Origin of the sequence: Polyangium sorediatum (genome assembly GCF_029946465.1) — a bacterium.
Lineage (GTDB): Bacteria > Myxococcota_A > Polyangia > Polyangiales > Polyangiaceae > Polyangium > Polyangium fumosum.
This window is the reverse complement of sequence record NZ_JARZHI010000019.1, coordinates 17861-37121: the sequence shown is the minus strand read 5'-3', so window position 1 is coordinate 37121 and position 19261 is coordinate 17861. Positions and strand designations below refer to the sequence as shown.

Sequence of the window (19261 nt, the reverse complement as noted above, 5' to 3'; positions counted from 1 at the left end):
GAGCCCTTCTTAGCCGAAGCGCGCGCGCTACGCTTTCTTTTCCTGCGCCTTGTCCTTCGCCTCGGCCGCGGGCTTCGGCTCGCCGTCGACGCCCTGGATGGCCCCCTTCAGGACCTGCACGTTCACGCCGGGCGCGATCTCCAGCTTGACCGTCCTGTCGCCGACCTCGATGAGCTTCCCGATGAGCCCTGCCTGGGTGACGACCTTGTCCCCGGGCTTCAAGGCGGCCTCGAGATCCTTCTGCTTCTTCGACTGGCTCCGCGTCATCAGAAACACGAAGAGCAGCGGCAGCAGGAAGAAGAGGATCGTCATCCCGCCGAAGGGCTGCCCTCCGCCGCCGCCGCCCTCGGGGGACTGCGCGGGAGCGCCCTGGGAAGGTTGGGCAGGGGCGGGCGCGGGCGGGGCGCCTTGGCCCGGAGAGACGGTGGTCGGCTGAGACAAAAACAGCGTGGTCACGAGGCGGTAACCTCCACGGGGACGAAGCTTGGCTCCCCGAATGCGAGCCCCCGATCATTCGGAAAGCGGCCGTCCATACCCACGATCGCGGTTTCATGCAAGGAACGGCCGGAGACCCTGGAACAAATGGTCTCCCCCTTCCCGTGCCTCCCGGCCCCGACCGTCCCGGGTCCCCTCCTCAGCACCCCCGCTTTCGTTTTTTTTCTTGACCAACTCGAAGGGGCTTGGTACCGATGCGCCTCCTTCGACGCACCGCACATCGGCGGGCGGCGAAGGAAGCAGTACAGGCGCGTAGCTCAGTGGTAGAGCACTACCTTGACACGGTAGGGGTCGCCGGTTCGAACCCGGCCGCGCCTACAAAGTTTCGTTACGAGGACCTTTCTGCAGGTTCCCGCCTCCTGGCGGATGCCGCCTGCCCGTCCTCGTGAGGACCTTTGGGGTCAGCAAGGACGTCGATGACGTCCGGATCGTCCGAACGGCTGCACACGTGGTGTGCGTGATGCACGCCGGGCGAGCGGCGCGCATTGTGCACGGGGTCTCCGTCGTGCACGCGACGCCCGCGGTTCCCGCGCGTGGAGAACACGTAGCCCGCGGAACGCACCCGGAGAACACCACGCGCGGCGTGAGGCATCGGACCGCTGCGCCCCAACGTCTCCGGGCCATCGTCCTCGGGAAGCCCGCGCGAGCGGCCTCCCGACCGGCCTCCGCCGGCGGAGAACGAGCACCAAGCGTGACTTCGGGCGCGGAGGCAGCTTGCGCCCGTTGATAACGCGGACCATCCGGGCGAGATTGTGGAGGCCCTGCTCCCGTCATCCCGACGGGCGAACGGGGCCGACCGCGGATTGTCAGTAGATCACAAGCAAGGAGACAGCGAGACCACACATGAGCATGCGACGCTTCGACCCTCGGCAGGCCCAGCGAGGACCGCAGATCCGAATCAACCAGCGAATCCGGGTTCCGGAGATCCGGGTCATCGGGGAAGAGGGCGAGATGCTCGGCATCATGCCGACCCACGAGGCCCTGCGGCGCGCCCAGGAGCGAGGCCTCGATCTGGTGGAGGTCAATCCCAAGGCCGACCCGCCCGTCTGCAAGATCCTCGACTTCGGCAAGTACAAGTACGACGAGAAGAAGAAGGCACGCGAGGCGAAGCGCAAGCAGAGCGTGGTCGAGATCAAGGAGATCAAACTCCGCCCGAAGACGGACGATCACGACCTCGCGTTCAAGTCGCGCGCGGCGCTCCGCTTCATCGAGGCCGGTCACAAGGTCAAGTTCACCGTGCGCTTCCGCGGCCGCGAGATCACGCACCCGGAGAAGGCGCAGGAACAGCTCGACTGGATCGTGCAGCAGTGCGAGGAGCTCGCGAACGTCGAGGTGCGACCCGCGATGGAGCAACGCACGATGACGCTGCTCATCGCGCCCAAGCCCGCCGTCATGCAGAAGGTCGCGCAGGCCCGCGCCGCCGCCGAGAAGGCGCGGCAGAAGGCCATCCAGGAGGGCCGCACCGCGCCGGCCTTCAACGAGCAGGACGAGGCGCTCCGCAAGCTCGAGGAGCAGCTCGACGAAGAAGAGGACGATGACGAGGATGACGACGAGGAAGAGAGCTGAACAGCTCTCCTCTTCGCACGTCCGCGGCGAGCAGCGAACGAACCTCGTTCGCTTGCTCGCCGCGCTCCTGATCGTCCTTCCGCTCGTAACCCTCCCTTTCGCCACACGCGCGCTCATCGATCGCGGCGCCTCTTCCCTCGGCGCGCAGCTCGCCGATGCTCTCGATCGCGCGTTCGCCTGGCGACACGCCGATGAACACGACGACCGCGCGCACGACCCCGCCTCCCTCGATCTCGGCCTCGACCTCCCGCACGTACCCGGGCTCGACGTACTGCAAACGCCCGCCGAGCCGCCGCGCGAGACACACGATCCGGCACGGAGAGGTTCGTCCGCGCGATCCCCTGCGCTGCGCGGCGGCATTCATGTGCGCGCCGAGATCGTTGCGCGGGCGCTGCAGAGCGGCGTCGTCCCCTCGGGCGTGCCCGTCCCAGCGCGTGGACCAAGGCCCGCGGGGCTCGCGCTTCAGGGCGTCGGTGGCTTCGGCGCGGGGCTACGTGACGGCGATGTGCTCACGCGCATCGGCGGCGCGCCGGCGACCTCGGTCGGCGTGGTCGTCGGCGTGGTCGCGGGCGCGCTCCGGCACGACGCGAAGGTGATCACGGGTGAGGTCTGGCGCGGCGAGCAGCGGCTCAGCGTGGCCGTCGAGGTCCCGCCGATCCGCCGGCAAGGCGCCCAGGCTCCGGGCCGCACGCGGCCGAAGACCCGCGGCCCGGCCAAGCGCGCTCAGGGCCCGAACAACCCGCCGTAGTACGCGCTGGCCGCGAGCAGCAGGATCGCGGCGGCGACGTAGAGCCACATCACGTTGCTGCCACCGGCGGCCTCGGCGGGCTTCACGAGGCTCTTTTTCTTCGCGACCGCGGCCGTGCTCTCCTGGCTGAGCTTCGCGTCCGCGCGCTTCTTCCCCTTCGCGACCGCCTTCACGGCCTTGCCGCTTTTGCCCGCGGCGTCCTTGACCTTCGCGGGCGACGGCGTCCTCGTCGCGACCGGCGCGCTCTCGACGTCGCCTTCCTCTGCCTTTGCTTGCGGCGTCGCCTTGACCGTCTCGGCCGGCTCGCTGACGACCGCGCCCTCGTCCGCCTTCGCTTGTGGCGTCGCCTTGATCGTCTCGGCCGGTAGGCTCTCGATCGGCGCGCTCTCGTCGGCCTTTGCCTGCGGCGTCGCCTTGACCGTCTCGGCCGGCAGGCTCTCGGTGGGAAGGCTCTCGGCCGCCTTGCTCTCGGCGACGTTGTTCTCCGCGACGTTGCCCTCGGCTGGCTTGCTCGGGACTGGCTTGCTCTCCGGGCCGCGCTCGCTCCTCACGGGCGCGGGCTCGGACCGCCCCGAGCGCGCCTCGCTGCTCAGCGGCGCGAGATCCATTTCCTCGGCCCATTTGCCGATGTCCTCGAAGTGCGACACCCGCCCGCGCGGCCGCTCCTCGGGCGGCGGGGGCGCGGCAATCTCGGGCTTCGACTTCTCCCGCGGCGCGCCTGGCCGCGGCTCGTCTTGCAGCGAGTTGAACTCGAGCAGCGCGGCCTCGATCAGCTTGTGCAGCGTCGTGTCTTTTTCCTGCGCCGTGGTTTTCCGCAGCGCCACGACCCCGCTCACGAGCTCGGCGACGTCGTGCGCACCGACGGGCTTGCCGAGCTTGAACAAAAAGCCGTTCAAGGCGCGGCCGAGATCACGCGCGCTCTGGTAGCGCTTCTCCGGCTCACGGGCGAGCGCGCGGTTGATGATCGTCTCGAGCTCCGGCGGCACGTCCTTGTTGAGCGGCGCGAGCGGCGGCACGACGGCCTCGCGGACCAGCATCACGGTCTTCAGATCGTTTTCGCCCTGAAACAACCGCTTTTGCGCGAGGATCTCCCACAGGATGATCCCCACCGCGAACACATCCGTGCGCACGTCGACTTCGAGCCCTTGGGTCACCTCCGGCGAGAGGTAGCCGAACTTTCCTTTCACGATGCCGGGCTCGCTCTTCTCGAGCTGGCTCGTCGCTTTCGCGAGCCCGAAATCGACGATCTTGATCTCGCCGTATTTCGTGAGGAGCACGTTCGCGGGCGAGACGTCGCGGTGCACGATGCGGAGCGGCTGGCCCTCGGGGTTTTTCGCCTCGTGCGCGTAGGCGAGGCCGTCGCAGATCTTCTCGGCGATGTAGACGGCGACCTCCACCGGGAAGGGCCGCTTCATCTTGCGGATGTATTCGATGACGGCCTTCAGGTCCGAGCCGTCGACGTACTCCATCACGATGAAGTACGCGTTATCGCCGACGCCGATGTCGAATACCTGGGCGACATTCGAATGCGTGAGGTTCGCCGAGAGGCGCGCCTCGTCGAGGAACATCGCGATGAAGCGCTTCTTCTCGGAGAGGTGGGGCAAGACGCGCTTGATCGCCACCCGCTTCTTGAATCCCTCGATCCCCGCGCTCTCCGCGAGGAACACCTCGGCCATGCCGCCGGACGCGAGCCGATCGAGGACGCGGTACCGCTGCTGCTGATGCCCCTGCTTCATGCCAGAACGAGGACTACCCTCTCCTCGGCCGCCGGTCGAGCCCGCGCGCCGGGATCCCGCATCCTACCACGACAGGGGCCCCCGACGGATCCAGGAAGGACATCCCCGCGCACTTCTCCCTTGCCTCGGGCAAGCGCGCGTTCGTAGGCTGGCCCCCATGCTTCAACCTCGATCGAATTGGGGAATTGTTCTGGTTTCGGCCTTCCTCGTGGCCGCGCTGCCGATGGCGTGCGGAAGCGAGGTCGAGGGCGGAAACGGCGGCGCGGGCGGCGGCGGGGGGAGCGGCGGCGCGGGCGGCGCTCCGAATTTCGGCGCCTGCGCCGGGCCCGGCCAGTGTACGCTCGTCAAGAATAGCTGCTGCGGCACGTGCAGCGAGCCCACGCTCGCGGACGTCGAGCCGGTGCACGTCGACCGCGTCGACGAATACAACACCTTCGTTTGCCCCGAGCCCTCGGCCTGCCCCGCCTGCGCAGGCGCGCCGAACCCCGGCCTCTTTGCATATTGCGAGGCTGGGAGCTGCGCCGAGGCCGACGTCGCGGCGCATGCATTCAGCGCATGCACGACCGCCGCCGATTGCACGTTGCGGTTCGGCATGAACTGCTGCGAGCCTTGCGCCGGGGGCGTGCCTGACCTCGTCGCGGTCGCGTCGAGCGCCCTCCCATCGATTTACGATCTCGTCTGCGCGCCTCAGATGGGCTGCCCGGAATGCGCTCCGATTCATCCGTCGGAATGGAAGGCCGATTGCGTGGCGGGGCATTGCGCGGTCGTCCCTGCCATGCCTTGAGGCCCGAGCCGAGACGCACCGATTCGATTGCGCGGAGCGACGCGCGCGCTCGCCGGGCGTGTGGCCGACGAACTCCTCGCCGACGCCTCGAGACCTGGCACCCTGACACGAGGATCATGGTCGAGAAGGCAAGGAATGAAGGATTGGTGGCCCATACAGCCGCGCTTTGGCAAAGGCTGTGCCGCGCGCGCCCTCGACCTTCACCCTTGCGACCGCGCTCCCCTCCCCTGTAGCATTGCCTTTATGTTGCAACGATCTCGCCTTGGATTTGTACTCGTATCGGCCCTCGGCACCGCGGTCCTCGCGGCTGCGTGCGGGGGCGGAGGCTCCACCGGGTTGCCCGGGACCACGTCGAGCGGCACAGGCGGCGCGGGCGGCTCGAACAGCGGGGGGAACGGCGGCATCGGCGGGGACGGCGGCGATATCTTCGTCGGCTCCTCGTCGGGCGTAGGCGGCAGCGGCGGCACCCAGACGCAGGGCTTCGACGTCCTGCCGAGCGCGCCGCAAGAAATCACGGTCGTTGCGGGTCAAAATACCCCGACGGTCACGTACACCTCGTACCTCGACGGAAACCCCATCAGCGCGGGCTGGAGCGTCGATCGCGGCGAGATCGGCAGCGTCCCGGCGGGACCGGCGAGCACGGCGACGTTCACGCCGAAGGGCACGGCCGGCGGCGTCGTCCGCGTCCGCGCCGGCCTCAACGGGCAGGTCGTCGAGCGGAATCTCCTGGTCAAGCTCACATCACAGCAAAATGGGGCGGACCCGAACAACCCCGCGCAGCAAGGGCAGATCGCCACGACGATCCCGCAGCTCACGGAGGGCGGCGGCGTCGGGGGGGTCGGCGGCGAGGGCCTCGGCGTCGGCGTCGACAATCCTGTCGTGATCGCCGCGCTCGACACGCCGAGCGGCAATGGGCAGGCCGAGGGGCTGAAATTCCTCTATCCGTATGATCGCACCGTTTGGCCGCGCGGCATGACGGCGCCGCTGCTCCAGTGGGAATCGACGCTCGGTGACGTCGACGCCATCAAGATCGATCTCGCCACCACGAGCGGCTCGTTCTCGTGGAAAGGCACGTTCGGCAAGCCGCAGATCCTCGCGCAGACGGGGCGCCCGTTCCTTCGCCACCCGATCCCGCAGGACGTCTGGGCCATGGCCACGAATACGGCGGGCGGAAAGACGCTCGACGGCACGCCCGATCAGCTCATCGTGCGCCTCACGGTGGCGAAGGGCGAGGTCGCGTATGGCCCGATCACGGAGACGTGGACCGTGGCGCCGGGGCGGCTCTCGGGCGCCATTTATTACATCTCGTATGGGACGAAACTCGCGAAAAACCTGAGCGGCGCCGTCGGCGGCGACGGCATGTTCGGCGGCGCGGTGCTCTCGATCAAGGTCGGCGACACGGCGCCCAAGCTCACGGCGGGCAAGAGCGGTTCGGAGGCGGAGTGCCGCGTCTGCCATTCCGTCGCGGCGGACGGGTCGCGCCTCGTGGCCACGGCCAACGGCGGCGGTACGCGGTGGGCCTACGATATCGCGCCGAACATGGTGACGGAGAAATCGCTCCCGAATGGAAGCTCGTTCCCGGGCATCACGCCGGACGGCGCGCTTGCGCTCACGACCGGGGCGACGCTCGTCTCGCTCGCGAGCGGTGCGATCGTGCCGAGCACGGGGCTCACAGGGACCGCCACGGACGTCGGGACGCCCTCGTTCTCGCCGGACGGCAAGCGCGTCGTGTTCAATCCGATGACGAGCGCGTCCATCCCGACCCCGCGGCAGAAGCTCGTCTTGATGGATTTCGATCCGGCGACGAACGCCTTCTCGAACCCATTGGTCGTCGTGGACAACGCCGGACAACCCGCGGAGACGCGGCCCGGCTGGGCGGCGTTTTTCCCGGACGGCAAGGCTGTCGTGTATCACCAGCAGATCGCGGCGGGCGTCGACGGCAACACCCTCGGGGATCTGCGCACGAGGAAGGGCGCCAAGGCGTACATCGCGATGGTCCGCGAAGACGGCGCCGCGCCCGTTCCGCTCGACCAGCTCAATGGCAAGGACGCGGGCAACGTATACCTGCCGAAGCTCGCGCAGCCCGTGGCGATGGCCTGCACGGGTGACGGCGCGCAGGTCGGCGGCATGAATGCGGACCACGGCGACGACGTGAACCTGAACTACGAGCCGACGGTGAACCCGATCGGGTCGGGTGGGTATGCCTGGGTCGTCTTCACGAGCCGCCGCATGTACGGCAACGTCGCCACGATCCCGCCATTCTGCAGCGATCCGCGCGGCGTGAACCTCTTCACGAACATCACGCCGAAGAAGCTCTGGGTCGCGGCCGTGGATCTCAACGCGCCGGCGGGCGTGGACGGGAGCCACCCGGCGTTTTACCTCCCCGCGCAGGAGCTGCTCGCCGGCAATGCGCGTGGCTTCTGGGTGCAGGAGCCCTGCCGCGCCGACGGCGCCGGCTGCGAGTCCGGGGATCAATGCTGCAACGGCTATTGCTCGCCCGATCCGATGGGCAGCGGCGCCCTCGTCTGCGGCGACACGCCTCCGAACGGCATGTGCTCGAACGAAGGCGACAAGTGCACGACGGCGGCCGATTGCTGCGACCCCGAGCTCATCTGCTTGAACGGGTTCTGCACGCTGGACGGGCCGAAGTAAGGCCTGCGTGAAGGCGCGGGGGTCCGGAAGAACCCCCGCGCCTTTGGATTACCGCCGGAAGGGGCCGCGGAAGCAGACCCGCTGGCAGGCGCGCAGGGACTGGAAGTTGTTCTGGTTCCCCTGGCAGCCGCCGTAAATGAAACGCACGCACCGGCCGACGGCCGGGTTGAAGGCAAACCGGCGGAAAGCCGCGCGGCACGGGCCGGTCACGATGGGTTGATTGCAGATCCGCCGCGCCGGTTGCGCGGATAGCGGCTCCTCCACGAGATCAGTGTTTTCCTCCACGTCCTCCGCCGCCGACGCGGGCAGCACGAACAAGAGCGAAATCGCTGCCAACACACACGCGAGTCCACGCTTCATGGCACACCCCTCCATTTCGAGCGGGAGCCATGCCGGCGAGCCCGCTCGGCCGAAATATAATGCGCACGTCCACGGTGTCCCCTGGCTGGGGCGTCCTCGTGCGCTTGGGGAGGTAGAAGCAGAGGCGAAACAGGCGGAGGTCGAAGCAGAAGCCTCCGCGGGAGTGGTCAGTTCTTGATCTTTGCCTTGAGCGCCGCGGCTTGCGCGAGCAGCGCGCGCGCCTGCGCCTCCAGGTCCTCGGCGGCCTGTGCTTGCGCCGCTTGCTCCGCGGCAGCCTTGGCCTCGGCCTCGGCCTCTTCTTCCAGCTTCTTCAGGAGGACCTGACGCTCTTCGAGCTGGGCCAGGAGCTCGGCGATCGACGTCTTGACCTCGTCGATCGTCTCCTCCTCCTCTCGCGGGGGATCGCTATAGAAGAAGCCGTCGGCGAAGTCCGGCGGCAGCGTGGTGTCCTGAAAGGGCAGCTTTGCGAGCCCGCCGTGGGACTCCTTGCGGGCTGCATTGACCTTGTCGATGAACTGCTTGCGCATGCCGATGTCGCGGAAATCGCGGTTCTTGCCCTGCGCCTTCTTGCGCAGCTCCTCGGCGTTTCGACCCGCAGCGATGAGCGTGTCGGCCTCGGGCGCGAAGGAGACGAGCGCCGGCACGCCGCATTTCATGAGGGTATCGCTCCAATCGGCCATGGCCGCGAGCTGCCCGCCGAGCACGGGCCGCCGGAATTTCCCGAGCGGCTTGTTCTTGAAGAGGGCCGTCCGTAGTTGCTTGCGTGTATTGCCATGCGTGTGATCGTCGACGGTGCGCGAGACGCGACCGGCGAACGTGTCGAGCCCCCCGTCTGCCCTGTCGACCGCGGCTTGCGCGAGCGACAAGAGGTCGAGGATTGCGATTTCTTCGAGAAGAATGATCTTCCACTCCTCGCGGAGCGCCTGGAAGATCGGCAGATGGGGTGCCGCCAACGGCTCTTGGAGGGCTTGCGCCAGGGTGTATTGAAGCTCTCGCAGAAGGGTGAATAGGGCGATACGATAACTGAGAACACGAACACTCATCTCGGCCACCGTACTCAGCCGTTCCGGATGATGCAACAGGGTTTTGCATGACCGACACGCGCGGCGGCTGCGCCGGGACGAGCTGCGGCCGTCGTGCTCTCGTCATGGGCGCGCGCCGAACCGGCCACGCGTTTGGCGGTCGCGGATCCAGGGGACCGTGAACGGGGACGGGTTGCGGGGGACGGGGGTTGTTTGGCTGCGGAACGACGAAGGGCGCGGCAGGCCGGGGGCGGTTTCGGCACGGAACAGGGGCGGGAGGCGGGCGAGGCCTGTTCGAGGGAGGAAGGAGGGGCGGCTGCGGAGGGAGTCGGGCGTGGTTTCGCGAAACAAGCAGAGGTGGGGATTTGCGTCCGGGAATTGTTTCGCCCGGGAGGCCGGCCGGCGCGGCGTGCTCGGGATGGGGCGTGAGGCCGAACGGGAGACGGTCCGAGCGTCGAGCCATGGTTCACAGGCGGAACTGGGGGCGGCCACGTCGCCCCCAGGCAGGTGAGGCGCGATCGGGGTGGGTGGCCGCCGGAAAGGAAGGATGTTCCGCGGCAGAACAGGGGGCGGCTGCGGACGCAGAGGTCGTTCGGCGCGGCGAGGGATGGATGCGCGGGGCGTCGATGCCCGTTCCGCGAGGACGTGAGCGATTGCGCATGATGCCGCGCGTGGTCCGTTGCTGCATCTGTCAGGGTCGAGATGTCTCTTGCGCCTGTTCGCGGGCTGCATGCACAAGGACCGCCAGGCACCGGCCGATTCCTTCGATCCAAACGCGTCGCCCGATCATGTAGGGGGAACATGGCGCGCACGACGATCCCCTCTCCGCTCACGACCGAGCTGGTCGCGCTTCGTTCCCAGGTGGCAGGTCTTCTGCAACGTCGGTCGGACGCCCTCGCGACCGACAGGATGCAGGAGCTCATGCTGCGGGCCTTCGCGGCCCTCTCCGACTACACGCCCCACCCCGACGGGGTGTGTCCCTTTCTGTTCGGCATCGCCAAGAACCTCCGCAGTGAGGAGAAGCGCCGTGCACGGCGCGAGCGCGAGCACTTCTGTCCGGACCTCGGGGATGCCGAGCGCACGGCGACGCCTGACGCGTCCCCGGAAGAGGGAACCTTTCGTTTCGAGGCCCGCCGCGCGCTCTTGTCGGCGTTGATGACACTTTCGCCGGAGCAGCTCGCCGTGCTCATCCTCGTCGACCTCGCCGAGTGCTCGTGCTCGGAGGCGGCCGAGCTGCTCGACATCCCGCTCGGTACCGTCAAATCGAGGCTCCTCGCGGCGCGCACGAACATGCAGCGCGCCCTCGGTCCGAAGGAGCAGTACCTCGGCGCCGTGCCGCTCGCCTTCTTCCGCCGCCGTGCCCTCGTGCGCAGGCTGGTCGACTACGTGTACCCGTTCGGGCATTTGCTCCTCGCGTCGCTGTTCTTTGCCCTGTACCGGCCCCTGCCGCCGGAGGCGCCTGCCGTCGCGACCGGCGCTGCGCACGTCATCGGGGCGTCGGCGGCAGGCGTGGCAAAGGCGGCGGAGGTGTTGGGCTCGGCGACAGCCCCCACGCCGTCGCCGCTTTCGTCGCCGCCGCTTTCGTCGCCGCCGCTTTCGTCGCCGCTGCTTTCGTCACCGCCGCTGACGACGCCGCTGCTGACGACGCCTGCGCAGAGGACCGCGCCATCGCCCGATCCGTTCGTCGTGAAGCCCTCGTCGCGACGGCATTCTCCGGTCGGTGGGAAGGGTTGGTCCTGGTAGACGCTGCCATGGGGTCGCGTTATTTCGCGGGGATGCGCCGTCTCGGACTCGTCTCGGTTCTCCTTTGCGGATTCGTGTCGCCCGCATGGGCAGAGTCCCCGATCGACACCACGGAGGAGGGCGAAGAGAGCGCGGAGGACATGCGCTTCCGTGCGCTCGCATCCCTCGGAGATGGTGAACGCACGGCGGGCCATCTCCGCGCGGCGGCGAGGGCCTACATGGCCGCGCTCGACGTGCGCTCCGATCCGCTCGTCGGCGGGCGGCTCGGGGTGCTGTTCGTGCAGCTCGGTCGCCCCGAGCTCGCCCCCGAGCTTCTGCTGGACGCGATTCACCGCGCGTCGACGACGCCGAAGGAGCGTGAAGGGTTCTTCAAGGCGCACGAGGCGGCGCGCGCGCAAGGATCCTGGATCGAGCTCATCGTGTCGCACGCGGGCGCGCAGGTGACGCTCGACGGGGAGCCGAAGGATACGGGCGGGCACACGGCATCGTGGTTCTTCGTCCGCGCGGGCGAGCACGTGGTTCGCGCGAAGCTCGATGGATACGAGGAAGCCGTGGAGACGTTCACGGCGCTGAAGGGCGAGGACCGGCCGGTGCGGATCACGCTCAAGCCGCTGCCCGCGCCCCCTCCGTCCGAGCCAGCAGTGTATGCGCCGGAGAGCGTGACCTCGCGCCCGCGAACTGCGACGAGGCGCGCAAGCTGGGCGGCTACGGCGACGACGTGGAGTTTTTCGAAAAGTACCGCCGCTACGCGTTCCTCGACGCGCCGCCCGCGGCGTGCGCGTGCACGTGCCCGGACGCGGAAGGGTCATGCACCAAGCTCCCCGAGACGATCGAAGTCCGCGCCGGCACGTGCGCGGAGGACGGGGCCTCCGCGCTCCCTTTTGGCGGACCCGCCGGCTGGGACGGCTCGTGCACGAGCATGAACGCCCTGCCGGCGGGAGCGGACTGCGGCGGCGAGCCTTGCGCGCAGTCGGTGGGGGCCTCGCCGCTCCCCGGCCCGACGAGTGAGTCCTGCCCGTCCCTCACGAAGCCGGCCAGCTTCACGACCACGACCGACTGGAAGTGGATCGGCCTCGCCTGCGAAGCGAAGGAGCGCGAGGGCACGTGCGAGACGTCCACGCACCGATGCATGTACGATCTGCCGTCCCCGTTTCTCCAGTGCGTCGCGCTCCGGGGGAAGCACGAGAAGTGCCCTGGGAACTACGATCGCTACAACCCCATCCATCTCTACGGGGAGTTGCCGGTCGACACGCGCGGCTGCACGGCATGCACGTGCGGCGGGGAGCCTGTGGGGAGCGGGTGCAAAGGCAAGTTGCACTTGTACGGCGACGCGGCGTGCACGGTCGAGGCACACAAGAACGCGATTTCGTCGTTCGTGGATCAGTGCGTGAACGTTTCGCCACCTGGTGGAGCGCTCGGGAGCAAGGCGATCTCCGACCTCTCCTACGTGCCCGGCCTCTGCCTCGCGACGGGCGGAGAGCCGACGGGCGCGGCCTCGGAAGACCCTGCAGAGGTCGTGACGTTCTGCTGCCTCGCGCCGTTCGACCTGCCGCCCGCGTAGGACCTACGCCCGCTTTTTTTCGCGTTCATCGATCCGGATCGCCTCCCCGGTCATGTAGTGCAGGTGAAGGGCGAGACGCGGGCCTCCGGCGGGCACGCGTGCTGCACGACCGAGGGCTCGACGACCGGCAGAAGTGGGCGATGAGGGCGCGTGTATCTGGGCAAGCACCTCTCGCCTCCATTGCCCTCTTCTGCCGGTCGTGGGTCCTCGATCTCAGGCAGCGCTGACGTTCTGGCGGCCCACGAGGAAGGCGGCACCGGAACGTGACTGGCAGATCACGTCGTGCGCTTCTGCCTCATGCGCACTTCCAGTTCCTTGCGAAGCGTCCGGCGTTCCTTCTGTTCCAGCTTGCGAGCGAGGTCCGCGATCCGATCCAGCTCGCCGTCCTCCGGAAAGGTGACGACGCACAGCGACGGCACGCCGAGCGCATGCGCGATCCGCCCGACGGTCTGGATGGTGATCGCCGCCAGGCCGTGCTCGATGCTCGACAGATGGCCTTTTGATGTCGCCGAAGCCTCGGCGAGGTCCTGCAAGGACATGCCGCGCTCCTTTCGTAGCGCACGAATGCGCCCGCCGACCTTCATGCAAAAGACATCGGGTTCCGTTCTTCGGGGCACTGTCGTTCTCCCTGCTCACGCGTAAGGGTGCTGAGCCTCCTACCATGGACGCTGCGGAAAGACAAACCCCGGGACAAACGTTGGCGAACCGCCGCGCATGTGGGAACCGGTTTTTTGAACCCGTCACACCATGGCGCGAACGAGGTGGGGAACAGCCACGCGCGCGGGCCGCGCGGCGGCTTTGGGTGCGGCTCGGGTCAGACGTTGAAATGGAAATGCATCACGTCGCCGTCCTTGACGACGTATGCCTTCCCTTCCTTGCGCATCTTGCCGGCCTGCGCCGCGCCGCCCTCGCCGCCGAACTTGACGAAATCGTCGTAGGCGATGGTCTCGGCGCAGATGAAGCCCTTCTCGAAATCCGTATGGATCTCGCCCGCGGACTGCGGCGCGGTCGCGCCGATCGGGATCGTCCAGGCGCGCGCCTCCTTCGGACCGACCGTGAAATACGTCTGGAGCCCGAGCAGCGCATACGCCTCGCGGATGAGGCGATTCAGGCCGGGCTCCGTGAGCCCCAGGGTCTCCAGGAACTCCGCGCGCTCGGCGGCGCCGAGCTGGGCGACCTCCGCCTCGATCTGCGCCGAGATCACCACGGACTTCGCGCCGTCCTTCGCCGCGCGCTCGGCCACCTTCGCCGACAGGGCGTTGCCCGCCGCGGCCGCGGCCTCGTCGACGTTGCACACGTACAGCGCGGGCTTCGCGGTCAGGAGCTGCAGCATGCGCCACGCCTTCTGATCGTCGGGCTCGACCTTCGCCGTGAACGCAGGCCGGCCCGCGTGGAGCTGCTCCAGCGCGAGCTTGAGGAGACGCAGCGTGCTCGCGCCCTCCTTGTCTCCGCCGCGGATCCGCTTCTCCAGGTTGGGGATGCGTTTCTCCAGGCTGTCGATGTCCGCCAGCATCAGCTCGGTCTCGATGATGTCGAGATCGGCGAGCGGGTCGACGCGCCCCTCGACGTGCGTGACGTCGTCGTTCTGGAAGCACCGGGCGACGAAGGCGACGGCGTCGCAGTCGCGGATGTTGGCCAGGAACTGGTTGCCCAAGCCCTCGCCCTTGGACGCGCCGCGCACGAGGCCCGCCACGTCGACGAAGTTGATGCGGGCCGGGATGATCTCCTTCGAGCTGGCGAGCGCCGCCAGCTTGTCGAGCCGCGGCTCGGGCACGGCCACGTCACCGACGTTCGGCTCGATGGTGCAGAACGGGTAGTTGGCAGCCTGCGCGGCCGCCGTCTGGGTCAGGGCGTTGAAGAGGGTGGACTTGCCGACGTTCGGCAGACCGACGATCGCGACTTTCAGGGCCATGGCGCAGTTCGGGGGGTAAAGAGGGCCGCGCGACCTAGCACGTCCGAGGCAGACGCACCACCCCCCGAGCCGGCGAGCGAGCGGCTTTTCAGGCCGCGTCGTGCCGATGCAGCCGGTCGCTCCAGAAGCCGAAGACGGGCTTGCGCGCGATGCGCCCGTGGTGGTCGAGGCAGATCCGCTCGATGTCGTCGGCCTGGGTCGCGTTCTCGACCTCGACCGAGAGCAGCACCTTGCCCGCCTTGACCTCCCGCTCGACGTCCTTGAGCACCGGATCGGGCTCCCCCGCGCCGACGAGCCCGCCGCCGAGCGCCCCGGCCGCGCCGCCGCCGAGAATGCCGAACAGCGCCGCGGCGAGCGGCCCCGCCGCGATGAAGCCGAGCGGCCCGAGCACGAGCCCGGTGAGGAGCCCGCCGGCTGCCGAGCCGACGAGCGCGCCTGTGGTGACGCCTTCCCGCGCGCTCGTCTCGGCGAGCGGCACGTCGTGCCGATTCACCTTGTCGTGGTGCAAAAGCACCGTGCACGCCTCGGAGAGCCCGGGCAATGCGCGCACGACCTGCATGCACGTCTCGGCGTCTTTCTCATTATCGAACAACGCGAAAAGCACGTGTTGCATGGCATCCTCCCTAAACAGGAGCATAGCCCGTTATGCAGTAAGGGCAAGCGGACGTTGCGCGATTGTATGTCTCAGCCGATCCGTCCGGCCGCACGCGCCGCGGCTTCGACGGCGTCCATCGCGCCGCGGAATATCTCTCGCGCGAGAGCGGCGCTTTCGCTGGAGAGGCCGACGCGTGGGAATGGATTCAGCTCGATGAAATGGGGGCCACCGCGATCGAGCACGTAATCGACGCCGGCGACCGTGAGCCCGAAGAGCCGGGCCGCCCGGCGCGCGTGCGCGACGATGGCCTCGTCCGGCGCCCACACCTCGAACGAAGCGCCGGGCGCGTTCTTGATCCAGGTGCTCTCATTCTGGATTCGCACGCCGAACGCGTGATCCCCGAGCAGGAGCACGCGCACCGATTCCCCGTCGAAAAACGGCTCCGCCGTCGCAATTCCGTCCCACGGCGGGATGTCCCGCGCCGACCGGATGAGGTGCTTGCCCTCCCCTCGATGCTCCTCGCCAATCTTGAGCACGTAGGGGAAGGGCAGGAGCGGCTCGCGGGTGAACCGCGATTGCACGACGGGGTGCTCGACGAGCCCCGCAGCGACGCAGCGGGCGAGCGCCGCGTGACGCTGGGAAGCGTCCTGCAAAGCCGCGGGATCAGGCCAGCAGGGAATGTTGTTTTCAGCGAGGATACGCAGGTTGTGCTGCTCGACGTCCTTGTCGCGGACGTCGGCAAAATAAATGACGCCGCGGAAATCGTCGGTGGCGCTCCTCCGGCGGTGGAGGCGCCCGGCGATCACGTCGAAGGTGATCGCGGAGAGCACGGGGGCCCAGGCGGGCCGCTCTTTCAAGAGCGGGAGCGTGGCGGCGGGCTCGCCGGTGAGGAAGAGGAAACGCGGCTGCACGGTCAGAGGCAGGACCCGATGCGGGTGATGGACCGCTCGTCTTTGACCTTTTCGACCCTGCGCTGACCGGCCACGGCGTAGGTGATCGTCGAAGACCACGTCGTGCGGAGCTCCTCAACGAACCCGTCCGCCCCATAACGCCCTTCATCGGTGCCGACGTCGTCCCACCCTTCGAGCGTGGCCCCGGCCCACGTTTGCTGCGGCGCGCTCGACGTCCAGTCGATCTTCACCTCGATTCCCGCGGCCTTTCGCGCCGGGGTGACACCACGCCATTGGAGGGTCCGCGCAGGCCGCCTGTCCGCGACCAACGACGTCCGCTCCCCTTGAATGAAGATCGGGCGCGTTTGTTTCGGCGCGTCCTTCTCCCACGCCCATCCCTCGCCGGCTCGCGGGAGGTCCGGGACGACGAGGTGCAGGAGCGCGTCCGGGGCGTCGGTTTCGAAGACCTGCTCCAGCATGAGCTCGGTGATCATCGGCTCCGCGACGAGCACCACGTCCCGGATCCCCGCGCTTTCCGATTCACGCGCCGTGCCCCGCATCGAGACGATCTTCGCGAGCTCCGACGGGTACGACGCCGGGGACGCCGCGTGGGGCGCCGGATCCATCTCCCGGGGGAACACCTGGAACTCGATGTCGCCGCCCGCGGCGCGGCGCACGCGAAGCTCGTAACGGATGTGGCGCGCCCCCGATTCGATGCTCGCCTTCACGTCGAACCGCGCGCATATCGGCGCGTCCTCGAGCGTGGCGCCAGGGACGCCGCCCTCGATGCGGCTCAGACGATCGGGCCGATTCGACAACGTCGTCGGCGCGGAAGGGGCCGGGTCGGCGTGCTGCGAAGAAGCCCCACACCCGAGCACGCACATCACGAGGGCGCAGCCGCTCGATGGCATCCAGGACGATCGCACGGCGCGACGATACCGGTGTCCTCTGCGTCGTCAAGGTGGTAAGCACGCAACCAGGGAGGCCCTCGTGACAAACGACCCGTTGTGGACCGGCGCGCTGCTCCTGTTCCCGCGGCGCATCGCCGAAAACCTCGCGCGCGTGGAAGAATCCGGCCTCGTGCCGCGCGCGCCGAACCTCGTGCAAATCTCGCTCGGCGTGATTCGCATGTGGGTGCGCCTCGCGACGCGGCCCGAGACCATCGGCACGTGCACCGAGCATCACGTCCGCCCCACGCTCCGCGCGCGCCTGCTCGCCTACCGCCCGCTCCGCTTCCCGTTCCTCCTGCGGGAGCGCGCGATCGCCCCGCTCGATTTCTCCGGCCTCGCGAGCTCGCGCGAGCGCATCTTGCGCCACCTGCTCGGCGCGCACCACGACGCGAATCAGTTCGCCTACGACCTCGAGCTGCTCGGCATCCACCCCGGCGCCCTCGAAGAGCTCGGCGAGCGCGTGCGGCGCGTGGTGAACGGCGAGGATCCGCGCGCCGAATGGCTACGGGATCTCGTGGTGTTCGAGGGCTACCACGAGAACCTGCTCGCGGCCGTGGAGCACGCGCTCGCGCACGGCGTGCGCCTCGCGCCGCACGAGGCCGACGATCCGGACACCTCGTTCACCGGTTACCTGCGCTGGTGCGCGCGAATGCCCGCCACCTGGGACGAGGCGATCCCGGCGCTCCTGCGCGGCGAAATCGATCTCGGCGCCTACGAATACGAAGCGGGGATGGCATGACGACGAAAGACTTCCTCACGCTCTCGCACGCCGAGCTTCGTTCCCTGCTGGAGCGGGGCCACCCGATCGATCCGAGCGCGCTCGACGACAGCGAGTACCGCGGCGTTTCGCTCGGGCTGCCCGCGCCGATCGTCGCGCTCACGTGGCTGACCTTCCGCAAGACCTTCCACCGCGATCCGAGGACGGGCGCGCTGCGCGGCTGGAACGTCCGCATGCAGCAGGCGGGGCTCGACGGCCCACGCGAGCCCATGCGCGACGCGAAGGGCAAACCGCGATGTTTCGGGTTTTACGAGGTAGGCGACGGGCGCGCCTACGACATGCCCGTGGCCGCGCGGCACGGCCTGGTGATCGATTACAACCGGGCCCACGAAAACCCTCGTTTCGATCCGATTCGCCTGGGGCGCGATCCGCTGGTTTCGCTCGACGAGGGGCGCGTGGAGCGCCTGCTCGGCTGGACGTACCTCGATCTCGGCCTCGCCCGGGTGAATACGCCGAGTTATTTCCTGCTCGAACGAGAAGGGCCGCTGTCGTACATCCCGTAATGGCGAAGCAGGGAGCCTCTTCGGTGCGCAGGCGCGAAACACCATGGCTCATGCTCGGGCTCTTGCTCGGGCTCGCCGCGGCGGCGTTTTTCCTGCTCCGACAGCCGCCGGCCCCCGCCCCCCTCACGCCCGCCCCGCCGCCGCCCGCTCCGGCCCCTGTCGCGGCGCCGCCGCCCCTTTCCTACCCCACCCCCTTCTCCGTGCCGACGGCCGCGCTCCCGCCCCGTGAGGCGCTCCGGCCGGGCACGCTGCGCCTTCTCGTCGTCGGCGACTCGGTGTCGAACTTCCTCGGCATGGCACTCCGCTATCGGCAAGAGGAGGCAGGGACGTTCGTCGCCCTTCGTGGGGTCGGCGATTGTTCCATCTTCGAGGCCAAGACGCGCATCGAGAAGGGCAAGACCGTGCGGGGGACGAGCTGCTCGGAGCACTGGGTCCGGGACGCCGCCGAGCTGCACCCCGACATGACGCTCGTCGTCATGGGCGGCGCCTTCTTCAACGAGAAAGCCTGCGAGCCGGCCTGGCAAGCCTCCTACGAGAAGCGCATCTTCGAACTCGCCGACGGAATGGGCACGAACGCGGGCCGCATCGTGCTGACGCGGGTCCCTTATCCCATCAAGGACTGGCGGCACGGAGACGTCCCGGCCCGCGTCGATTGCTTCAACGAGATGCTCGAGCGGGCCGCCCGGACGCGCGGATGGCCCGTGCTCGATTTGATGGGGCACGTCTGCCCGACCCCCGCGTGCCGCATCGACAGCGACGGCCAGCCCATCCGGCCCGATGGTCTACATTTCGACTGCGTGGGCGCCGAGGAGACCGCGCGATGGGTCCTCGGCGAGCTCAGGCGTTTCGCGCGCGAGGAGCGCGATGGGGGGCTTTGAGAGGGTGGTTCCCTGCGAGGCGCGGAGCTGGGGCTTTGCCCCAGACCCCACCGGGGCTGTCCGCCCCTGGACCCGGACCAGCGAGGCG

19 protein-coding genes and 1 tRNA gene are annotated in these 19261 nt (G+C 68.6%); 11 read left to right on the top strand and 9 right to left on the bottom strand.

What is annotated here, in order from left to right; genetic code table 11:
• Positions 1 to 27: 27 nt before the first annotated feature.
• Positions 28 to 456, bottom strand: a complete 429-nt coding sequence (gene yajC, locus QHF89_RS21880) for a preprotein translocase subunit YajC (RefSeq protein WP_232379664.1) — start codon at positions 454 to 456, stop codon at positions 28 to 30.
• A 285-nt stretch (positions 457 to 741) separates the two neighbouring features.
• On the opposite strand from yajC, the gene QHF89_RS21875 reads away from it, so the two are divergent.
• The 3 genes from QHF89_RS21875 to QHF89_RS21865 all read left to right on the top strand — a co-directional run bounded on the left by QHF89_RS21875 (position 742) and on the right by QHF89_RS21865 (position 2809).
• A tRNA-Val gene (locus QHF89_RS21875) sits at positions 742 to 813 on the top strand.
• Positions 814 to 1338: 525 nt separating this feature from the next.
• Positions 1339 to 2061, top strand: a complete 723-nt coding sequence (infC, locus tag QHF89_RS21870; protein WP_136930661.1) for a translation initiation factor IF-3 — start codon at positions 1339 to 1341, stop codon at positions 2059 to 2061.
• Positions 2039 to 2809: a hypothetical protein gene (locus tag QHF89_RS21865; protein ID WP_136967969.1), complete on the top strand. Its 771-nt coding sequence runs from the start codon at positions 2039 to 2041 to the stop codon at positions 2807 to 2809. Before infC ends, QHF89_RS21865 begins: the two co-directional genes overlap by 23 nt.
• Here the strand turns inward: QHF89_RS21865 and QHF89_RS21860 are convergent.
• Positions 2785 to 4545, bottom strand: a complete 1761-nt coding sequence (locus QHF89_RS21860) for a serine/threonine protein kinase (protein ID WP_136967968.1) — start codon at positions 4543 to 4545, stop codon at positions 2785 to 2787. The two genes, QHF89_RS21865 and QHF89_RS21860, sit on opposite strands and share 25 nt — an antisense overlap.
• Before the next feature lie 157 nt (positions 4546 to 4702).
• On the opposite strand from QHF89_RS21860, the gene QHF89_RS21855 reads away from it, so the two are divergent.
• Both QHF89_RS21855 and QHF89_RS21850 read left to right on the top strand, forming a co-directional pair.
• Complete coding sequence (locus QHF89_RS21855) at positions 4703 to 5329, top strand: hypothetical protein (RefSeq protein ID WP_136967967.1); 627 nt, start codon at positions 4703 to 4705, stop codon at positions 5327 to 5329.
• 243 nt (positions 5330 to 5572) lie between these two features.
• Positions 5573 to 7981: a TolB family protein gene (locus QHF89_RS21850; protein WP_284720786.1), complete on the top strand. Its 2409-nt coding sequence runs from the start codon at positions 5573 to 5575 to the stop codon at positions 7979 to 7981.
• 48 nt (positions 7982 to 8029) lie between these two features.
• On the opposite strand, the gene QHF89_RS21845 is transcribed toward QHF89_RS21850, so the two are convergent.
• Positions 8030 to 8341, bottom strand: coding sequence for a BPTI/Kunitz domain-containing protein (locus QHF89_RS21845; protein ID WP_284720785.1), 312 nt, complete (start codon positions 8339 to 8341; stop codon positions 8030 to 8032).
• Positions 8342 to 8508: 167 nt separating this feature from the next.
• Complete coding sequence (locus QHF89_RS21840; protein WP_136967965.1) at positions 8509 to 9294, bottom strand: hypothetical protein; 786 nt, start codon at positions 9292 to 9294, stop codon at positions 8509 to 8511.
• 870 nt (positions 9295 to 10164) lie between these two features.
• Between QHF89_RS21840 and QHF89_RS21835 the strand changes: the two genes are divergently transcribed.
• The 3 genes from QHF89_RS21835 to QHF89_RS21825 are packed head-to-tail and all read left to right on the top strand — an operon-like array spanning position 10165 to position 12667.
• On the top strand, positions 10165 to 11106 hold the full coding sequence (locus QHF89_RS21835; RefSeq protein WP_284720784.1) for an RNA polymerase sigma factor: 942 nt from the start codon (positions 10165 to 10167) through the stop codon (positions 11104 to 11106).
• A 32-nt stretch (positions 11107 to 11138) separates the two neighbouring features.
• Positions 11139 to 12029 (top strand): peptidase associated/transthyretin-like domain-containing protein, encoded by an 891-nt coding sequence (locus QHF89_RS21830; protein ID WP_284720783.1) that lies wholly within the window; start codon positions 11139 to 11141, stop codon positions 12027 to 12029.
• Positions 12026 to 12667 carry a hypothetical protein gene (locus QHF89_RS21825; RefSeq protein WP_284720782.1) on the top strand — a complete coding sequence of 214 codons (642 nt, stop codon included), beginning with the start codon at positions 12026 to 12028 and terminating at the stop codon, positions 12665 to 12667. Before QHF89_RS21830 ends, QHF89_RS21825 begins: the two co-directional genes overlap by 4 nt.
• A 275-nt stretch (positions 12668 to 12942) precedes the next feature.
• On the opposite strand, the gene QHF89_RS21820 is transcribed toward QHF89_RS21825, so the two are convergent.
• The 5 genes from QHF89_RS21820 to QHF89_RS21800 form a co-directional block, all read right to left on the bottom strand.
• Positions 12943 to 13251, bottom strand: coding sequence for a helix-turn-helix domain-containing protein (locus QHF89_RS21820; RefSeq protein WP_136967961.1), 309 nt, complete (start codon positions 13249 to 13251; stop codon positions 12943 to 12945).
• A 230-nt stretch (positions 13252 to 13481) separates the two neighbouring features.
• Positions 13482 to 14579, bottom strand: coding sequence for a redox-regulated ATPase YchF (gene ychF / locus QHF89_RS21815; RefSeq protein ID WP_136930651.1), 1098 nt, complete (start codon positions 14577 to 14579; stop codon positions 13482 to 13484).
• 88 nt (positions 14580 to 14667) lie between these two features.
• Positions 14668 to 15192, bottom strand: a complete 525-nt coding sequence (locus QHF89_RS21810; RefSeq protein WP_136930650.1) for a hypothetical protein — start codon at positions 15190 to 15192, stop codon at positions 14668 to 14670.
• Positions 15193 to 15263: 71 nt separating this feature from the next.
• A complete protein-coding gene (locus tag QHF89_RS21805; protein ID WP_136967960.1) occupies positions 15264 to 16085 on the bottom strand; it encodes an ATP-grasp domain-containing protein in 822 nt (273 codons plus the stop codon).
• Between the two features lie 2 nt (positions 16086 to 16087).
• Positions 16088 to 16990, bottom strand: coding sequence for a hypothetical protein (locus tag QHF89_RS21800; protein ID WP_136967959.1), 903 nt, complete (start codon positions 16988 to 16990; stop codon positions 16088 to 16090).
• 64 nt (positions 16991 to 17054) lie between these two features.
• On the opposite strand from QHF89_RS21800, the gene QHF89_RS21795 reads away from it, so the two are divergent.
• The 3 genes from QHF89_RS21795 to QHF89_RS21785 are packed head-to-tail and all read left to right on the top strand — an operon-like array spanning position 17055 to position 19173.
• Positions 17055 to 17753 (top strand): hypothetical protein, encoded by a 699-nt coding sequence (locus QHF89_RS21795; RefSeq protein WP_136930647.1) that lies wholly within the window; start codon positions 17055 to 17057, stop codon positions 17751 to 17753.
• Entirely contained in the window at positions 17750 to 18295 is a 546-nt protein-coding gene (locus QHF89_RS21790; RefSeq protein WP_136967958.1) for a hypothetical protein, read from the top strand. Before QHF89_RS21795 ends, QHF89_RS21790 begins: the two co-directional genes overlap by 4 nt.
• Positions 18295 to 19173: an SGNH/GDSL hydrolase family protein gene (locus QHF89_RS21785; RefSeq protein WP_284720781.1), complete on the top strand. Its 879-nt coding sequence runs from the start codon at positions 18295 to 18297 to the stop codon at positions 19171 to 19173. Before QHF89_RS21790 ends, QHF89_RS21785 begins: the two co-directional genes overlap by 1 nt.
• Positions 19174 to 19261 lie beyond the last annotated feature (88 nt).